Annotated in this window: 18 protein-coding genes and 1 pseudogene; 10 read left to right on the top strand and 9 right to left on the bottom strand. The window is 38.4% G+C overall.

The window, feature by feature from the left end:
- Position 1: 1 nt before the first annotated feature.
- The 8 genes and pseudogenes from CXM95_RS15725 to CXM95_RS19210 all read left to right on the top strand — a co-directional run bounded on the left by CXM95_RS15725 (position 2) and on the right by CXM95_RS19210 (position 6738).
- Complete coding sequence (locus tag CXM95_RS15725) at positions 2 to 376, top strand: DUF2634 domain-containing protein (protein WP_101699385.1); 375 nt, start codon at positions 2 to 4, stop codon at positions 374 to 376.
- Positions 373 to 1506, top strand: a complete 1134-nt coding sequence (locus CXM95_RS15720) for a baseplate J/gp47 family protein (RefSeq protein ID WP_101699384.1) — start codon at positions 373 to 375, stop codon at positions 1504 to 1506. Before CXM95_RS15725 ends, CXM95_RS15720 begins: the two co-directional genes overlap by 4 nt.
- On the top strand, positions 1503 to 2084 hold the full coding sequence (locus tag CXM95_RS15715) for a putative phage tail protein (RefSeq protein ID WP_101699383.1): 582 nt from the start codon (positions 1503 to 1505) through the stop codon (positions 2082 to 2084). The genes CXM95_RS15720 and CXM95_RS15715 overlap by 4 nt, the downstream gene beginning before the upstream one ends.
- Entirely contained in the window at positions 2081 to 2347 is a 267-nt protein-coding gene (locus tag CXM95_RS15710) for a hypothetical protein (RefSeq protein ID WP_101699382.1), read from the top strand. The genes CXM95_RS15715 and CXM95_RS15710 overlap by 4 nt, the downstream gene beginning before the upstream one ends.
- Positions 2348 to 4852 (top strand): pyocin knob domain-containing protein, encoded by a 2505-nt coding sequence (locus tag CXM95_RS15705; RefSeq protein ID WP_101699381.1) that lies wholly within the window; start codon positions 2348 to 2350, stop codon positions 4850 to 4852.
- A 56-nt stretch (positions 4853 to 4908) separates the two neighbouring features.
- A pseudogene (locus tag CXM95_RS15700) lies at positions 4909 to 5277 on the top strand (phage holin family protein); the annotation flags it as partial.
- Positions 5278 to 5448: 171 nt separating this feature from the next.
- On the top strand, positions 5449 to 5757 hold the full coding sequence (locus CXM95_RS15695) for a hypothetical protein (protein ID WP_101699379.1): 309 nt from the start codon (positions 5449 to 5451) through the stop codon (positions 5755 to 5757).
- The gene (locus tag CXM95_RS19210; RefSeq protein WP_101699378.1) at positions 5758 to 6738 is read left to right on the top strand and encodes an N-acetylmuramoyl-L-alanine amidase; all 981 of its coding nucleotides are present in this window, start codon (positions 5758 to 5760) and stop codon (positions 6736 to 6738) included.
- 75 nt (positions 6739 to 6813) lie between these two features.
- Here the strand turns inward: CXM95_RS19210 and CXM95_RS15685 are convergent, their stop codons facing one another.
- The 3 genes from CXM95_RS15685 to CXM95_RS15670 all read right to left on the bottom strand — a co-directional run bounded on the left by CXM95_RS15685 (position 6814) and on the right by CXM95_RS15670 (position 8742).
- Complete coding sequence (locus CXM95_RS15685; RefSeq protein ID WP_101699377.1) at positions 6814 to 7131, bottom strand: hypothetical protein; 318 nt, start codon at positions 7129 to 7131, stop codon at positions 6814 to 6816.
- Between the two features lie 874 nt (positions 7132 to 8005).
- Positions 8006 to 8263, bottom strand: a complete 258-nt coding sequence (locus CXM95_RS15680; RefSeq protein WP_101699376.1) for a hypothetical protein — start codon at positions 8261 to 8263, stop codon at positions 8006 to 8008.
- 188 nt (positions 8264 to 8451) lie between these two features.
- Entirely contained in the window at positions 8452 to 8742 is a 291-nt protein-coding gene (locus CXM95_RS15670) for a DUF5960 family protein (protein WP_101699374.1), read from the bottom strand.
- A 413-nt stretch (positions 8743 to 9155) separates the two neighbouring features.
- Here CXM95_RS15670 and CXM95_RS15665 point away from each other — a divergent pair, with 413 nt between their 5' ends.
- Both CXM95_RS15665 and CXM95_RS15660 read left to right on the top strand, forming a co-directional pair.
- A complete protein-coding gene (locus CXM95_RS15665; RefSeq protein WP_101699373.1) occupies positions 9156 to 10067 on the top strand; it encodes an ATP-binding protein in 912 nt (303 codons plus the stop codon).
- Entirely contained in the window at positions 10058 to 10351 is a 294-nt protein-coding gene (locus CXM95_RS15660; RefSeq protein WP_101699372.1) for an STAS-like domain-containing protein, read from the top strand. Before CXM95_RS15665 ends, CXM95_RS15660 begins: the two co-directional genes overlap by 10 nt.
- 409 nt (positions 10352 to 10760) lie before the next feature.
- Here the strand turns inward: CXM95_RS15660 and CXM95_RS15650 are convergent, their stop codons facing one another.
- Genes CXM95_RS15650 through CXM95_RS15625 form a run of 6 tightly spaced genes read right to left on the bottom strand, consistent with a single transcriptional unit; the run spans position 10761 to position 14942 of the window.
- Complete coding sequence (locus tag CXM95_RS15650; RefSeq protein ID WP_005227898.1) at positions 10761 to 11276, bottom strand: YjbQ family protein; 516 nt, start codon at positions 11274 to 11276, stop codon at positions 10761 to 10763.
- A gap of 4 nt (positions 11277 to 11280) precedes the next feature.
- Positions 11281 to 11973, bottom strand: a complete 693-nt coding sequence (locus CXM95_RS15645) for a triose-phosphate isomerase (RefSeq protein ID WP_086298299.1) — start codon at positions 11971 to 11973, stop codon at positions 11281 to 11283.
- Positions 11970 to 12821: a class II fructose-bisphosphate aldolase gene (locus CXM95_RS15640; RefSeq protein WP_016621926.1), complete on the bottom strand. Its 852-nt coding sequence runs from the start codon at positions 12819 to 12821 to the stop codon at positions 11970 to 11972. Before CXM95_RS15640 ends, CXM95_RS15645 begins: the two co-directional genes overlap by 4 nt.
- A 12-nt stretch (positions 12822 to 12833) precedes the next feature.
- Positions 12834 to 13118 carry a PTS sugar transporter subunit IIB gene (locus CXM95_RS15635; RefSeq protein WP_008379369.1) on the bottom strand — a complete coding sequence of 95 codons (285 nt, stop codon included), beginning with the start codon at positions 13116 to 13118 and terminating at the stop codon, positions 12834 to 12836.
- A gap of 15 nt (positions 13119 to 13133) precedes the next feature.
- Positions 13134 to 14471, bottom strand: coding sequence for a PTS galactitol transporter subunit IIC (locus CXM95_RS15630; RefSeq protein WP_101699370.1), 1338 nt, complete (start codon positions 14469 to 14471; stop codon positions 13134 to 13136).
- A gap of 15 nt (positions 14472 to 14486) precedes the next feature.
- The gene (locus CXM95_RS15625) at positions 14487 to 14942 is read right to left on the bottom strand and encodes a PTS sugar transporter subunit IIA (protein WP_008379372.1); all 456 of its coding nucleotides are present in this window, start codon (positions 14940 to 14942) and stop codon (positions 14487 to 14489) included.
- Between the last annotated feature and the right edge of the window lies 1 nt (position 14943).

Raw genomic sequence — 14943 nt, 5'->3', positions numbered from 1 at the left:
GATGGATGAAGAGATGATTGAACAACTACCATCGAGGACTTATCGTGTTCTTAACGGTAGGATTGCTGGATGGGTTGATGATTTAGACGCAATTAAACAATCCATCGATAAGATGCTACATACCGAACGTTTTACGTGGCCTATTTACACAGATAACTACGGAATTGAATTACAAAATCTAATTGGCCAAGACATTGATTTAGTTATTTCAGAAATCGAGCGTGTAATTACAGAAGCAGTATCTACTGATGAGCGAATTATTGGCTTGGAAAATTTCTCAATCACACAAGAAAGCAGAAGTTCAATTCTGGTTTCTTTTTTTGTGTCGACTATTTATGGCCAAGTAAAAATTGAACAGGAGGTGAAAGTAGAGTGAATCCAGTAGAAATCGGACAGTATTTGGAAGCTTATGATTATGATTACTTTATTAACAAGGCCTTATCAAAAGTTCCAGAAGGCATTGATACAAGAGAAGGATCGATTATTTACGATGCTTTAGCCCCAACATGTTATCAACTAGCAGAATTTATGATGCAGCTGAAAAATATTTTACTCGAGACATTTGTATCAACAGCCACAGGGCAATATCTTGACTATCGAGCTGAAGAAGCGGGTTTGATCCGTATCCAAGCAACGAAATCTATTGTACGTGCAAAATTTAAGAAAGCAGATGGAAGTCCATTTTCTTTAGCGATTGGAAGTAGGTTTTCTTCCACTGGAGATGATCTAGTTTATTATCGTGTGATTGTTGAAGAATCCGAACCTGGCACCTATCGATTGCAAGCTGAGACTGAAGGGGAGTTAGGAAACAAATTTATTGGAACCTTACTACCACTGGATAATTTTAACGGCTTAGCTGAAGCTGTTTTGACTGAAATTCTGATTCCAGCTAGAGACACTGAATCGGATGACGATTTAAGAAAGCGAATTATAGAAGCTAAAGAAGTTGTAACTTTCGGTGGAAATATCTCTGACTATTACTATTTAACATCTGGCATCGATGGAGTTGGAGCGGTTCAAGTTTATCCGGTCTGGAATGGAGGAGGAACCGTCAGATTGGTTATTTTGGATGATTCCTACCATTCTGCTTCTTCGGTTCTTATTGATCGTGTCCAACAACTGATTGACCCTACAAAGGATGGCCAAGGACTAGGATATGCGCCGATTGGCCATAAAGTAACTGTTGCTGGTCCAACTCAAAAAGTTATTGATGTTTCTTTTGAATTGACTCTTAATTCAGGAATTACCTATCCTCAGGTTGAAGCACAAATAAAAAGTGTAGTAGCAGATTATTTTGACAAGGTCAGAAAATCATGGGATGAGCGTAGCGAGTCAGGATACGAGAGTTGGGTTTTTCGTTCCCAAATTACTGCTGCAGTTTTGTCAGTATTAGGCGTGGCAAATGTTCAATCCTTAAAGTTGAACAATGTAGAAGCAGATATGCAAATGGAGCTATCTGATATGAAACAGGAATTACCAATGCTTGGGGAAGTGAGTGTTGTATGAGTCTTAAGGAATTAGCACCAGATTGGTATGAAAATATCAAAGAGTTTAATATCTTATTTGATGTTGAAGACAAATTGATTCAAGAAACGAATGAAAATATCAATAAAGTCAAGCAAAATCAATGGATTCAAACAGCTGATGAACAAACGATATACTTTCATGAGCAACTTTTAGGAATCCTTGTCAATCCAGAAACGGAAGACCTAGAATTTAGAAAACAGAGAATCTTAAATCGATTGCAATCTACACCGCCGTTCACGGTCTCATATTTAAAGGACCATTTGAACAGAATTTTTGGTAAAGAAAACTATTTGTTGATTGTTAACTATGACGACTATCAAATGGTTTTAGAAACTGCTGCAGAGAACGCAAATTGGTTTTTAGAAGCTCAAAAAATTATCCATAAAGTAAAACCAGCAAATATTATTTATATACAAAGTCCGACGTATCTCCAAGAAATTACATTAGTGGAATCTGCTGCAATAGCACCATTGACCTATTTTCGACTTGGAAGGAGTCGAGTTGGTAAGGATCAGCTATTAAGACGATCTGAAGAGAGTGAGGTGATTCTTCATTGATTACTGAAAGTTTAAAATCAAAAACCAATCATGCAATAAAAGAAATGGTAACTATCATTCGGTTAAACGGTGAGGTGCTAGTAAATGAATTCAGTTCGGTAGTGGAAGGATCTATTTTGCTTTTAGAATTCGAAGTTCCGGAAGAAGTTTCAATATTAACGAAACTTGAGTTTTATGATGGGGAATCTCTTCTTTCTGAATGCAAAGTATACGTCCCAATCAATGGTAATACATTGTTTAAATATCGAATAGAGGTGAAATAGATGGCAAAACAATGGAAAAATGAAGACATTATTTATCCTGAGGACGCCCAGCGTTGGGAAAGTGGGCTAGAAAATGCTCAACAAAACAATGCTCAGAATGAAACTAATCTTAAGAATCACACGGATAATAAATCGAACCCTCACAATGTGACAGCGGCACAAACTGGAGCTTATACGAAAGCTGAAGCAGATACCAAAGACTCAACTGTTCTTTCAACTGCAAAGGCATATACGGATTTACACTCTGTAAAAAAAGATAATCCTCATGGAGTAACTGCAGCTCAGGTTGGTGCTTACTCAAAGGTAGAGTCAGACTCGAATTTGACAGCAGCCCTGTTACCTAAGACTAATTCACGAGGATACAGTAATGGAATCGTGACGGATATTTCTGGTGCGGATTTAAACAATTTGACTGAAACTGGAACTTTTATGGGATCCGCTCTAACAAATGCACCATCATCAAGTTGGTGGTTTATAACGAACTTGGTCCATACATCTAATTACATTACTCAGATAGCTTATGTTGTTTCAGCTACAGCAGATCGTCCAAGAGTGAGGAAGAAATCAAATGGTATTTGGGGAGAATGGCAGACATTAATGTTTACCTCTGACAATGCCGTTTCCTCATCTAAGTTGCAAACTCCTAGACGTATTGCCGGAGTAGATTTTGACGGAACTAAGGACATTTCAATACCAGCGAATAACGTAGGTGCGTATACTAAAAATGAAGTTGATACTCAAATTGCTACTGCTAAAAGCAGTATTATAAGTGGGAATGTATCTTCTGCGACAAAGCTACAAAATCCTAGGAAAATCAACGGAGTAGATTTTGATGGAACATCTGATATTAATTTTACTTCTGTTCCTAAAGTCACGGTAATACCAGCAAACTCGGATTTGAATGACTACTATAGCCATGGATTCTATGGGTGCACCTCTTCTCAAAATGCATTAACACTTTTAAATAGCCCTACAACGGTGGCTTTTACATTATTGGTTATGAATACTAGTAGCACTTCAATTGCGACACAGATTCTATCTGAGTACGGAGTGGGAGCTGGATCAAAGCTTTATATCAGAAGAAGGTATGCTGCCGGGTCGCAAGTGTGGGGAAATTGGTATCCTCTCGCAACTGCTGATGGCACTTTACAAGTAGGACTGTATTCCCAAACCGCAAGTAAGCTAAACGCAGCTCGTACTATCTCGCTTACAGGAGGAATTACTGGGCAAGTTTCATTTGATGGGACGACAAATGTCGCGATACCCACTACTATCGCAGGTAATGCGCCTTCAGCTACAAAACTGCAAACGGCAAGAAAAATTAACGGAATAGCATTTGATGGTAGCTCAGATATATCAATTACAGCTGATCCTAATCAACAGAGTATTCCTGCTAATACTAATTTAGACAATTTAACAACGCCTGGCTTTTGGACTTCAGTATCAGATGGTAATACTGGAACATTAACAAATACACCATTTGGGTCAGGTACCTTCACCCTGCAAGTCGAAACAGGTTTGAACGATACTCGAATTATTCAAACGGCCAAACGGGCAAGCAATGGAGATGTCGCTATTCGTTCAAAAACAGAAGCTTCAGATTGGCGTGCATGGACTGCACTCGCCAAAGTTGATGGGACTCAACAAGCAGGGCTGATCGCAGAAAAAGCTGGGGCATTGCAAACTGCGCGAACGATATCCCTATCTGGCGCTGTTGCGGGATCTGTAGCCTTTAATGGTGCAGGGAATGTTACGATCGCAACATCTCCAGGGTCAACAGTAGTGAATACTTCAGGAGCACAAACCATTAATGGAGCAAAAGAATTTACTACTCGTCCGACAGCAGGAGGATCAATGTTGGCAAAATATGAAGAAATTGCGATGCCAATGAGGTCAGTGCTCACAGGTACTTTGGTTTGGAATGATTTAAAAGAGGTAGGATTGTATTACCTAAATGGAATTACAAACAAGCCCAATTTGTGTAGCAATTACGGACACCTTGAAATAATTTCTCAGTACAATACGGGTAATGTGATTCAGCGTTACACAGATGTTAACGGCACAACAATTCAACGATCATTTATATCAGGTGGCACTGGCTGGACTTCTTGGAAATTAGTAGCATACGATTCAGGCTGGCAATCATTAGCATATGTTGCACCGTTCACTTATTACAACAGTGCTACTATTGATCTCCCTAAAATCCGCCGAATTAACAACCAAGTCTACATCACGGGAGTAGCTACAGTAACTAAAGAGTTACCTACTGGTACAGATGCAATCATGATGCTGTCCGCTCCAATGCCCTCATGGGCAAGACCGGACAACACAGTATACGGAGTCCAACAGGGTACAGGGCAAAGATCATGGCTATTAACAATTTATACAAGCGGTAATGTAGGTCTAAGCCGTTATGGACTAACCACAGGTGAAGCCGTTCAAGCGGGACATTGGTTACCATACAATTTGACGTGGTTCGCGACTTACGATTCTGGAATAGATTAGAAAAGATACTAAATCGACAACAGGTCGATTTTCAAATTAAAGAAAAGGTGGTTAATATGGTGATTATTGATAATGGAGTGTTACTAAATGAATTTCGAGGATTGTTGACAAATGGATATGTACAGCTGTTCTTGTGGGTAGTAGTAGGGGATATTATTACAGGATTGTGCAAAGGGGTGTTCATTAAAGACGCCAACAGTACAAAAGGTTTGCTTGGAATCGTTAAGCACATGCTAGTTGTTTGCTTAGTGATCATTGCTTATCCGTACCTAAAGATTATGAATCTTGAGACGTTTGCGACCGCATTCGTCTTTTTCTATATCGCAGCTTATGGAATTTCTATTATCGAAAATCTTGGGCAATTGGGAGTTCCGTTCCCAAACTGGGTAAAAGAAAGACTGACTAAATTACAAGATAGTACTGAAAATCCAAAACCTAAAGTAACAGAAATCAAAATCGATTATGGTGACGGACAATCTGAAACTCAAGCTCTGGATAGCAAAGATGTGCCAGATTACGGTGATGGCCAAGAGTTCACAGAAATGAAGGAGTAGCCAATCGGCTGCTCTTTTTCTATATCCGAAGGAGGAAAAATAATGTTCAAAGAAGGTTCTTATGTAACTGTATTGGGTAAATTACAAGTCAAGGAAATCGGAGAAGAATACATCCAGTTAGATCCATTCGAAAAAGGCGAAACAGAAACAGTCGACCGGTACGAAGAAAATGGTTTTAAAGAGGTTACCTCGGATGGAATGCCTAAAGAATTTGACGGATTTCAAATTGGTGATTTCTTTTATTTAACAGGAAAATACAAAGTTTTAAGATCGAATGAAATCTTTACCAAGATTGAATTCGAAGGTCGTATGTTGTCATTGCCAAATCACAAATTAGTGGAGGTGGAATAAATGGTAGTAAGTTATTCAGGAATTGCAGGAGCTCGTGGATCAAATCCAACTGCAATCGTATTGCATAATGATGCGGGAAGCCAAGGTGCAACTGCTGCATTTTATAAAAACTGGCTAGAAAGTCATACGCCTTCTTTAGGATTTGCTCATTACTATGTTGCTAGTGATGGAACATATCAAGCAGAGAAGGACAGCAACAAGGCGTGGCATACAGGAAACAGCAAAGGTAATGCGAATTACTTAGGGATTGAAGTATGTCAATCCATGGGGAATGAATCCACGTATCTTGCGAATGAACAAAAAGCATTTAAATTGGCTGCCGATTTATGTAAGAAGTACGGTCTAAATCCTGCTTCAGCTGTTTTCCCTTTACATCGTGAATTGAGTTCTACATCTTGCCCTCATCGAGCGTGGGATTTACACGGGAAAGGCGTAGCAGCTATCAAAAAATATTTCGTGGATCAAATCAAAAAATATTACAGTGGAGATAGCAATTCGAACAATAATTCTGGATCGTCAACTTCCACTGTGACAACCAAATACGCTGTTGGTTCATCTGTTAAAGTGAAGACTAGTGCTACTCATTATCAGACAGGGCAGTCAGTCGCTAACTTTGTAAAAGGATCAACGTACAAGGTGAAGCAGATTAAAGAAGTTAATCAATCACGATCTAAGTATGCTTTTCTGTTAGAAGGTATCAATTCTTGGCTATTAGGACAGGATTTAGAGTCTGCTTCGAGCGGATCTAATAGTTCGAATAATAGTGCATCGTTGAAAGGTGCAAGCTTACCAAATAAGGGAAGTTATAAGTTTACTGTTAACACTATTATTCGTGCTAGTGCATCTACTTCTTCGGCAAATGTAGGGATGTGGTCAGCTGGTCAAACAGTTAACTATGATCGGAAGGTTGTAGCTGGCGGCTATGTATGGCTTAGTTGGATTGGCGCTTCTGGGAAACGGAGATATGCAGCTGTAGTTTAAGAAAAAGGCTTCTTACTTGATATAGAGTAAGAAGCCTTTTTATGATTTTAGATTGTAATTCATTAAAAAGATATATCAAAAATCGCTCCAGTCCTTATTTTCAGAAGAAGCCATTTCTTTTTCTCTTCGTTCGAGATCTCTTCTGCGTTGTTCTAGTTCCAATCTCCGCTCTCGCTCATTAAGTTCTTCTTCTTCCCTCAGTCTTTGTTTGTTTGCTCTCATTTTCGGAATATAGATGATAGCGAGTATAATTCCCAATATTAGGAAGAAAACTAGTAAATAAGGTGCAACCGCCATCAGAAAACTGCCTATTAATAGAAAGCCGATTACTCCTCCGCAGCCACTACCACAGCCACATCCATTATCTTCTGTAACTACATATCTCTTTGCCATTATTTTCCCCCTTGTCATTTTTTCTTTATTGTACCAGAAAAAAATTATATAAGAGAACATTTTTCTAACTCGGGATTTTAAGGCATAAATAAATGTGCAAATAAATTAACCCTAAATCGGCAAACACCGACAACTAGTAATTAAAGATAATAAAGATCACTCTTTCTAATGTATTCAAACTAGTCATATTGCTGATTTGTCCAAGAGTATTGAACAAAAACAAGCTTCCATGGCAAAAAAATAGCCCGCTAAGGCGGGCTTGTACATAGATCATATTCGTTTTACTTGCGGTAACCAAGTTTATCCTATACATTAGTAGGTGCGTGCAATACTCTACGAGGAGTATTAGGCGGTAATGCTTGGGGAAGTGTGCCTAGTACTCTTCGATTTTTTTATTTTAGCATTATTTCAATGTAATAGATATTATTGATTAGAAAACCGTCATAAATTGGTTGAGTTTAATTAATAAAAGATGTAATCTAGATTCATACCCAAGTGTTTTTTTCGTTTACTCTTTCGAGATCCACTCTATTATAGCTAGGGTGGATTTTTTGTTGAAATAAAAACTATGTTCTTGTAGAATGAAATCATAGCCTTAACCGGGGCTATTTCATTTTATATCTTTTTTCAGGCCCACTCTCCTTGAGGGTGGGTTATTTTTGAGCAAAAGGTTTGAATAAATTTTTAGATCGCTCATATAATTAATTTACCATATAAAAAAACTTTTTTATCTAATTGTGCCACTCCTACCCGGGAGTGGTTGTTTTTTTGTAAAAAAATAGCACAGCATATTCTCATATGCCGTGCAAGTGGAACTATGTTCCGTCATCATAATAATCATATAGTAATTTGCTGAATAGGAAAAGTAAAACGCTTATTGAACATTGGTATTTTCAAATTCAATCATGATCTTCGTCTTACCAATCACCGAATACTTCTTAACAACAAATTGTTTCCGGGCGTTATACTCACCAGCAACCACAATGTGCATACCTTCATCGACATCGGCTAAGAAGTTCAAACTATGTGCAGCAATCAAGCAATTCTCATTATCCAAAGAGAACCGCACCAAAGGGGTCTTGCTCATCTTCAACACACGAATCTTCGATACATAGCCTTTCATCGATTTCATAACAATCGCCTCCATAGTGTTGTACATAATAGCGACAATCCGTTTTGCCTAATGCGACAGCAACATAAAACTCGACACATTTTGTGCCAAATAAAGCTTCCTGTGACTCAGAAATACTGTCTGGGAATTCCTCTATAAACTCAGATAGAGATAAGTACCCTTGCTCGTATTGAGTAATAATGTTCATTTCAGTTTCCACCCGGTTTGTATTTTATGCTAGGATCGTATTTTCGGAGAATTTCGTCTTGTGTCCTAACATGATCAAATAAATAGTTATCACCGTCTTTTTTAAATACAAAAGCCAAAACTTTCGGATACATAGAGTAACTTGTTGGAACCGTAAAATATGGTTTTCCGGTGTTCTCCATAGTTCTAACAAATTGGTCGTACATGAAATGTGCTGGACCCATCCTCTCTATAAATTCGTAGTAGTAACGTTCTAATGCATAGGTTCTCTGGTGCGCCAGTGGTATTTGCATGTAAATCACTCCTCAAACAGATTATACGAACGTTTGTTCTGATTGTAAAGGTTGCGAGATTAAATATTACTAATAAATGTTAGATTATCTATGGAAATAATTATGTAAAAAGGGGCATGACACCTTAAAATCAGTATTATCAATGGATGTTAAAGGGGAAGGGAAGTGATTTCAATCAACCACTTCAAATTTGTTATAATTCTCTTTCGTAATTCATTCTGTCGTAGCGGATAGGATTTTTTGTTGAATTGTAACAGTATAATCTGTAAAATGAATGTAGCCTTAATTGAGGTTATTTTCGTTTTGTTATCATTTTTCTGCCCACACTTCTGCGAGAGTGGGGAGTTTATTTGCATGTTGTTTTAGTTTGTGTCTTGTGCGATTTTTAATTAAAGGTATACGGAGAGTGACGCATGTCAATTAATATCATTGTTCCATCCCAACTCAACAGATTCAATATACATTCTATTTTGAAGGATATTATTTCACCAGACTTGAAGCCTAAATCTAATGAAATGAGTTTTGATCTAACCCAAATTACTTGGATGGATCCAGCAGGAATTGTAGCCCTATTTAATATTGGTAAATGGTTAAAAGAATTTGATGAGGTCAAAGCTACATTCAGTATTGCTCAGAGAGGAACAGGATCCTTTAAAAATAGGAGAGCGATGGAATTTCTTGAAGATTGTGGTTTTTTTGAAGCTTTCTTTGATAAAAAAGATGTATATAAAGCCCACCATGATTATCGACCAACATCTTTACCGATTAGGACATTGGCTGTGAGCGAAAGCTACACATGGAGGCAAAATACTTTGAAACATTGGTTACAAACATGTACGAGCAGAAATCTTGAGTTTTCAAGCATTCAAGTCGGTGTAGAAGAAATATTTAATAATATTGCCGATCACTCAGATAAAAAAATAGGTTGTGTATTTGGTCAATATTTTCCTCAAAACAAAGATCGTCTAGTAATAGCAATATCGGATTTCGGAAGAGGTATACCAACTGTTATGAGAGAGAAGTATTCCGAACTCAAAGATCATGAGTTACTTGTAAAAGCTCTTGAAGAAGGTGTTTCAACTCAATCTCAACCCGGAAATAGAGGAGCTGGGTTACCTAATATAGTTCGGAGTTTAACTGCTCGAAAAGTAGGTACTGTACATATAATGACCAATTATGCTATTATGACAATAAGGGATGGCAAAGCTACCTCTTGTTACACAACAAAAAACTTCTATCCTGGAACGTTTTTTGAGATTGAGATAGATATTCATAACGAAGCCTTGTATGAAGGAGAAGAGGAGGATGATTTCCTATGGTTTTAGTCGAAATTAAAAATGACGTGGGCCATTACTCGACAAATGAAGACGGACAAAAGCTTTATTACATGATTGATCAGGAATTTAAAAATTTGAATACGGTAGAAATCTCTTTTGAAGGTGTTAGTGGTTTAAGTTCTTCTTTTATCAATTCTGCCTTCATTGAGCTTCTTAATCAATATGATTTCAATTTTATAAAGAAGCATCTGAAGTTTACACACTCTAATAAACAAATTAACTCATTAATTCTGAGCCGTTTTAAGTTTGAACTTTCTAAATGCGCAATATAATATCTTAAAAGTGTTGGACCTTAGCGAAAGCTAAGGTCTTTTTTCATTGCTTCAAATTCAATCATAATCTTCGTTCTTCCAATGACAGTGTACTTCTTCACAACAAACTGCTTTCGATCGTTATATTCACCAAACACAACAATTTGCATCCCTTCGTCAACATCAGTCAATAAGTGCCAAATTATGTGCCAAATAAATTTCATACCAGTACTAACTAGTATGTATGGTTATAAAGGAAGTGTTAGTAAAAAGCACTTTTTCTAACGTAATTTAACATGATTAGATATGTATTTGCCTGCAGCTGGCATAAGAAATGAAAAACCATGAATCCTCTTTTAGAGGATTCATGGTTTTTCTTTTGCAGGTGATAAGTAATCTCAATTTTTCCTGATTTACCCGATAACTGTTCTTATTCGCCCATTAGCATTACATGGCATGTCCTATTTCGCACACGATTTTGATCGAAATCAACAAAATAGATATAGCCTACAGAGCCGATCTCTAGCTTGCCGTTACTTAAAATAAAACTTTCGCTTGCACCGAAAAAACTCGAGCGAATATGGGCATCGCCGTTTAAAATCGTTGCTGGATCTGTTGGGTAGTTTGGATCGTCCAGACTCATCAAAAATTCTAAATGCTTTGGTCCAGGATAACGATAATCGGTATTTTCTGATAGTTCACGAGGAATAATTTTATCGAGAATTCGGTTTAAATCAACTTGAAGAAATTCATCTCCGTTAAAGTCTGTATCATGCATGTATTCTTCAAAGATAACAGAACAGGTCGTATGGGGAGACTGTACGAGACAGATTCCATTTGAAATTCCGCTTTTTTCAACCATCGTTTTCACTTCTTCTGTGATGTTGTGGTAAGACACTCGATTCCCGTTAGAAGTTAACGTCAGTTGCTCTTTTAAAAATTTCACAGTGTTAATCCTCCTTTTTATGCTTCACCGCTTGTTTGATCATTTCTGTAAGGGTTTGAACGGGATCATCTGCTTGCACAATGCCGCTTGTCCCTCCGGTACCATCAGCACCTGACGACAAAGCTTTTTCAACATCGGCCGCACTAGATATACCAGCAGCCTGCAAAATCAGGATTTCTGGATCAATTTCCCGAACAACACGATTTGTTTCCGTCATGTATTGAAGATCACTGGTTTGTCCTGTCCCAATTAGTTCGGTTGGCTCGCAAACCATCACATCCGGTTTCAGGGAAGCCGCGGCTCTCGCTTCAGTCAATGAATTCGCACACACAATTGTTAAGAGACCCAATTCATTTGAGCGCTGAATCGCTTTAGTCAGTTCTTGCAATGTCATGGGGTGTTCAGCATGGTTTAAAAAGGTAGCTTCAGCTCCGGCTTCTGCCACTGCTTCGGGTAAAACATAGCCCATTCCACGACCAATTTCGATTCCGTCTAAATGTTGGACAGTGACGAATAAATGTGTTGTTGCCTGTTTAATTAAAGAAACGTCTGCATGCTGAACAGTAAATAGAATGTCGATGTCATACAAAGATGACAACTCATCAGCAACTTTTGCCAATGCCAATGCTTGGTTTCCATAAAGATAGGCTTTGGGATTGACGACAAAGAATGGCGTTCTTAAGGTTCTTTTTTTCATTTGTTTTCTCCTTCACGATAAGGTTTGGTATGAAAGACTGTAAAATAGTGCTCGAGTGTTTTGGCCATTCCATTGCTTGCTGAGTGAAGTAAATCGAAATAGTCATTTGGTTGATTTTTGTTAATTTCATTCATAGCAGCAGTGACAAAGTCAGTAAAAATGTTTATTTTACGGATACCTTCTAAGGCACATTTTTCAAGGTTTTCATCGCCAGAAGAGGACCCACCATGCAGAACAAGAGGAATACTGACGGCAAGGTGTATTTCCTTTAAAACGTCAAAATTTATTTTGGGAATCCCTTGATAATGTCCGTGAGAGGTGCCAATAGAAACTGCCAACGAATCAACCCCGGTTAATTTGGCAAATGCAACAGCCTCAGAAGGTTCTGTGTAAATAGATTGACTATTTCCGGCTGATTCCAGACTGTTTTCCGACCCGACGTGCCCGATTTCGGCTTCAACAACGACACCATTTTTATGAGCGTAATCGGCGATCTCCTTTGATCGGCGGACATTTTCTTCAAATGGCTCCTCAGAAGCATCGATCATTACGGAAGTAAAACCTAAATGAATGGCTTTTTTGATGACCTCTTCATCGGTACCATGATCTAGGTGCAGAGCGATAGGTGCAGTGCTTTTCTTTGCCAAAAATTTTCCAATCATGGCAGCCTCTTCTAAAGTCAACATGTTCATATGGGACTGAGCGAAGGCCAATATCAAAGGCTTGTTTAAACGTTCAGCAGTCTCCGCGTATGTTCTTGCACTAGTTAAGTCGAAAAAATTTGCTGCAGGTAATGCATAGTTGTGTTTTTCTGCATGTGCGAATAGTTCTTTTGTTGTGACCAACATAGGGCATTCTCCTTATTCTTTGATTTTCTTTTCGATTTCCGCGTACATTTCTTCTGTACCAATTCCTGTTAAGAGTGGCAGCCCCATAATTACGCGATCTTTGATTGAGTCTGGAACAACCGTTGTACTCACCACGATGTCATAGTCATCAATTTTATTCATCTCATCTGCCACTTTGGATTGATACAGTTTCACTTGATCAGTCATCCCTTTTTCTTTCAGCCATTCTTTTACCTTATTTGTTACAATTGTTGAAGTTGCAACACCTGTGCCGCACATAATCAATAGTTTTTTCATTATCATTTCCTCCTATTATTTTGATAGTTGTTTCTTGGGACGAATTTTATTTACATAAATCAATCCAAACAAAACAGAGACACCAATTATGGCTAAACCGCCCCAGCTTAATATTTTGGTTAAGCCGACATAAAGGAATGTGGTCCATAAACCACCTTCAGCCATAGCAGTGATCATAGAGTTTCCTTGTAGATCAAAGTTTGCGGATCGAGCAGCAGTAGTGACAAGCGGTGCTGCCCACGAAGTAATATAGAGAATGCTTACCATATAAATCGTTCCAGCAATTACCGTTCGAATGATGTTTCCTCCAAAAACAGCAGCCATCAAGCAAATCAGAAAGGGAATGGTTGCTAAATCACCAAAAGGCAAGGTCGTATTGCCAGGTAGAACTACGGCTAACAAAATAGTGATCGGAACTAGCAGCAATGAGGAAGAAAGGACAGCTGGATGACCAACCGATAATGCTGCATCCATACCGATGTAAAGCTCTCTTCCAGGAAACCGTTTTTTGACGAATTCATTTGCAGATTCAGAAATAGGTGTTAGTCCTTCCATCAGTAAAGCAACCATTTTAGGCATCAAAACCATCACAGCGCCTGTTTGGACGGCTAATTGGCCGACACCTGCTGTGTCATATCCGGCAAGTATTCCCATGATGAGACCAATCAAAAATCCCATAACAGTAGAGTCACCAAAGACACCAAATTTTTTCTGAATGGTTTCTGGATCTGCTTTCCAATCTTTTAGTCCCGGAATACGATCAAAGAGCCAATTCATCGGTAGTGCAAAGATGAATCCGGGTGCGGCGGTACCATGAGGAAAAGTGATATTAGGAAATCCGTAGAACTTATTAATGATCGGACCTAAAATATCTCCCATTAAAAGAATCATCATCAAATAGATGACGGTGGCCGCGATCCCCATTGCAAAGTCTCCAGTGAGGGCATAAATCAGAGAAGAGATGAAGGCTGCGTGCCAAATATTCCAAATATCTACATTCAATACTTTAGTCAGCCCTAAAATGATGAGTAGAACATTTAGGACCACACCAATCGGAATCGCAAGACTTCCTAAAATCGTCCCATAAGAAATTGCCGCTGCGGCAGGCCATCCGACATCAATCGTTGTCAAATTTAATCCTAGACGTTCAACCATATGCTGGGCGGCAGGACCCAAGCTGCTGCTTAGAAGGTCAATCACCAAATTCAATCCAACAAACCCGACACCAACAGTTAAGGCTGAAGTAAAGGCTTTGCCAGGCTTGGTCCCCAAAATTATTCCAAAAATAAAAATTAAAATAGGCAAAACAACGATTGAACCTAGATCAACGAACCACTGTAATGCAATTAACATAATTGTTCCTCCTTTTTATTGCAGTCCATTTTTTTCAATAATCGAAAGATACGCTTCTTTAGTCGTTACTGCGGATAGGGCTTCCAAAACACCTGGTGTTTGAAACATAGAGATAAGATTTTGTAGCATACCCAATTGCTCATGTGGTTCCTTCAATGCAAGCATGAACAACAGAGATACATCGATTTTCTTTTCTTGCGAACCCATTTCAATAAATGAAAGGGGAGAGGCAAGTGACATAAAAGCGACTTGGGATCGTAAAACAAATTTGCTGTCCGTATGTGGGATCGCTACCCCAATGCCGTTAATTTTTAAACCTGTAGGAAAGGTTTCTTCTCGCTGTACGATATTTTGATAGAACTGATCATTTACACAATGAGTTTTGATGAGTTCGTCTGCTAATAGTCGAAAAGCTTCCTCTTTTGTTTTAAAATCTTTTTCAAGTAACACGATTTGGTGATCAAAAAACATG

Origin of the sequence: Enterococcus sp. CR-Ec1 (genome assembly GCF_002850555.1) — a bacterium.
Classification (GTDB): Bacteria; Bacillota; Bacilli; order Lactobacillales; family Enterococcaceae; genus Enterococcus_D; species Enterococcus_D entomosocium.
Note: the sequence above shows the minus strand (reverse complement) of the source record. Positions and strands in the feature narration are given on the sequence as shown.

Excerpts from the sequence above, each read along its gene's own strand:
- CXM95_RS15725 (WP_101699385.1), top strand. The coding sequence starts at position 2 with ATGGATGAAGAGATGATTGAACAACTACCATCGAGGACTTATCGTGTT.
- CXM95_RS15715 (WP_101699383.1), top strand. The coding sequence starts at position 1,503 with ATGAGTCTTAAGGAATTAGCACCAGATTGGTATGAAAATATCAAAGAG.
- CXM95_RS15705 (WP_101699381.1), top strand. The coding sequence starts at position 2,348 with ATGGCAAAACAATGGAAAAATGAAGACATTATTTATCCTGAGGACGCC.
- CXM95_RS15695 (WP_101699379.1), top strand. The coding sequence starts at position 5,449 with ATGTTCAAAGAAGGTTCTTATGTAACTGTATTGGGTAAATTACAAGTC.
- CXM95_RS19210 (WP_101699378.1), top strand. The coding sequence starts at position 5,758 with ATGGTAGTAAGTTATTCAGGAATTGCAGGAGCTCGTGGATCAAATCCA.
- CXM95_RS15685 (WP_101699377.1), bottom strand. The coding sequence starts at position 7,131 with ATGGCAAAGAGATATGTAGTTACAGAAGATAATGGATGTGGCTGTGGT.
- CXM95_RS15680 (WP_101699376.1), bottom strand. The coding sequence starts at position 8,263 with ATGAAATCGATGAAAGGCTATGTATCGAAGATTCGTGTGTTGAAGATG.
- CXM95_RS15670 (WP_101699374.1), bottom strand. The coding sequence starts at position 8,742 with ATGCAAATACCACTGGCGCACCAGAGAACCTATGCATTAGAACGTTAC.
- CXM95_RS15665 (WP_101699373.1), top strand. The coding sequence starts at position 9,156 with ATGTCAATTAATATCATTGTTCCATCCCAACTCAACAGATTCAATATA.
- CXM95_RS15660 (WP_101699372.1), top strand. The coding sequence starts at position 10,058 with ATGGTTTTAGTCGAAATTAAAAATGACGTGGGCCATTACTCGACAAAT.
- CXM95_RS15645 (WP_086298299.1), bottom strand. The coding sequence starts at position 11,973 with ATGAAAAAAAGAACCTTAAGAACGCCATTCTTTGTCGTCAATCCCAAA.
- CXM95_RS15640 (WP_016621926.1), bottom strand. The coding sequence starts at position 12,821 with ATGTTGGTCACAACAAAAGAACTATTCGCACATGCAGAAAAACACAAC.
- CXM95_RS15635 (WP_008379369.1), bottom strand. The coding sequence starts at position 13,118 with ATGAAAAAACTATTGATTATGTGCGGCACAGGTGTTGCAACTTCAACA.
- CXM95_RS15630 (WP_101699370.1), bottom strand. The coding sequence starts at position 14,471 with ATGTTAATTGCATTACAGTGGTTCGTTGATCTAGGTTCAATCGTTGTT.
- CXM95_RS15625 (WP_008379372.1), bottom strand. The coding sequence starts at position 14,942 with ATGTTTTTTGATCACCAAATCGTGTTACTTGAAAAAGATTTTAAAACA.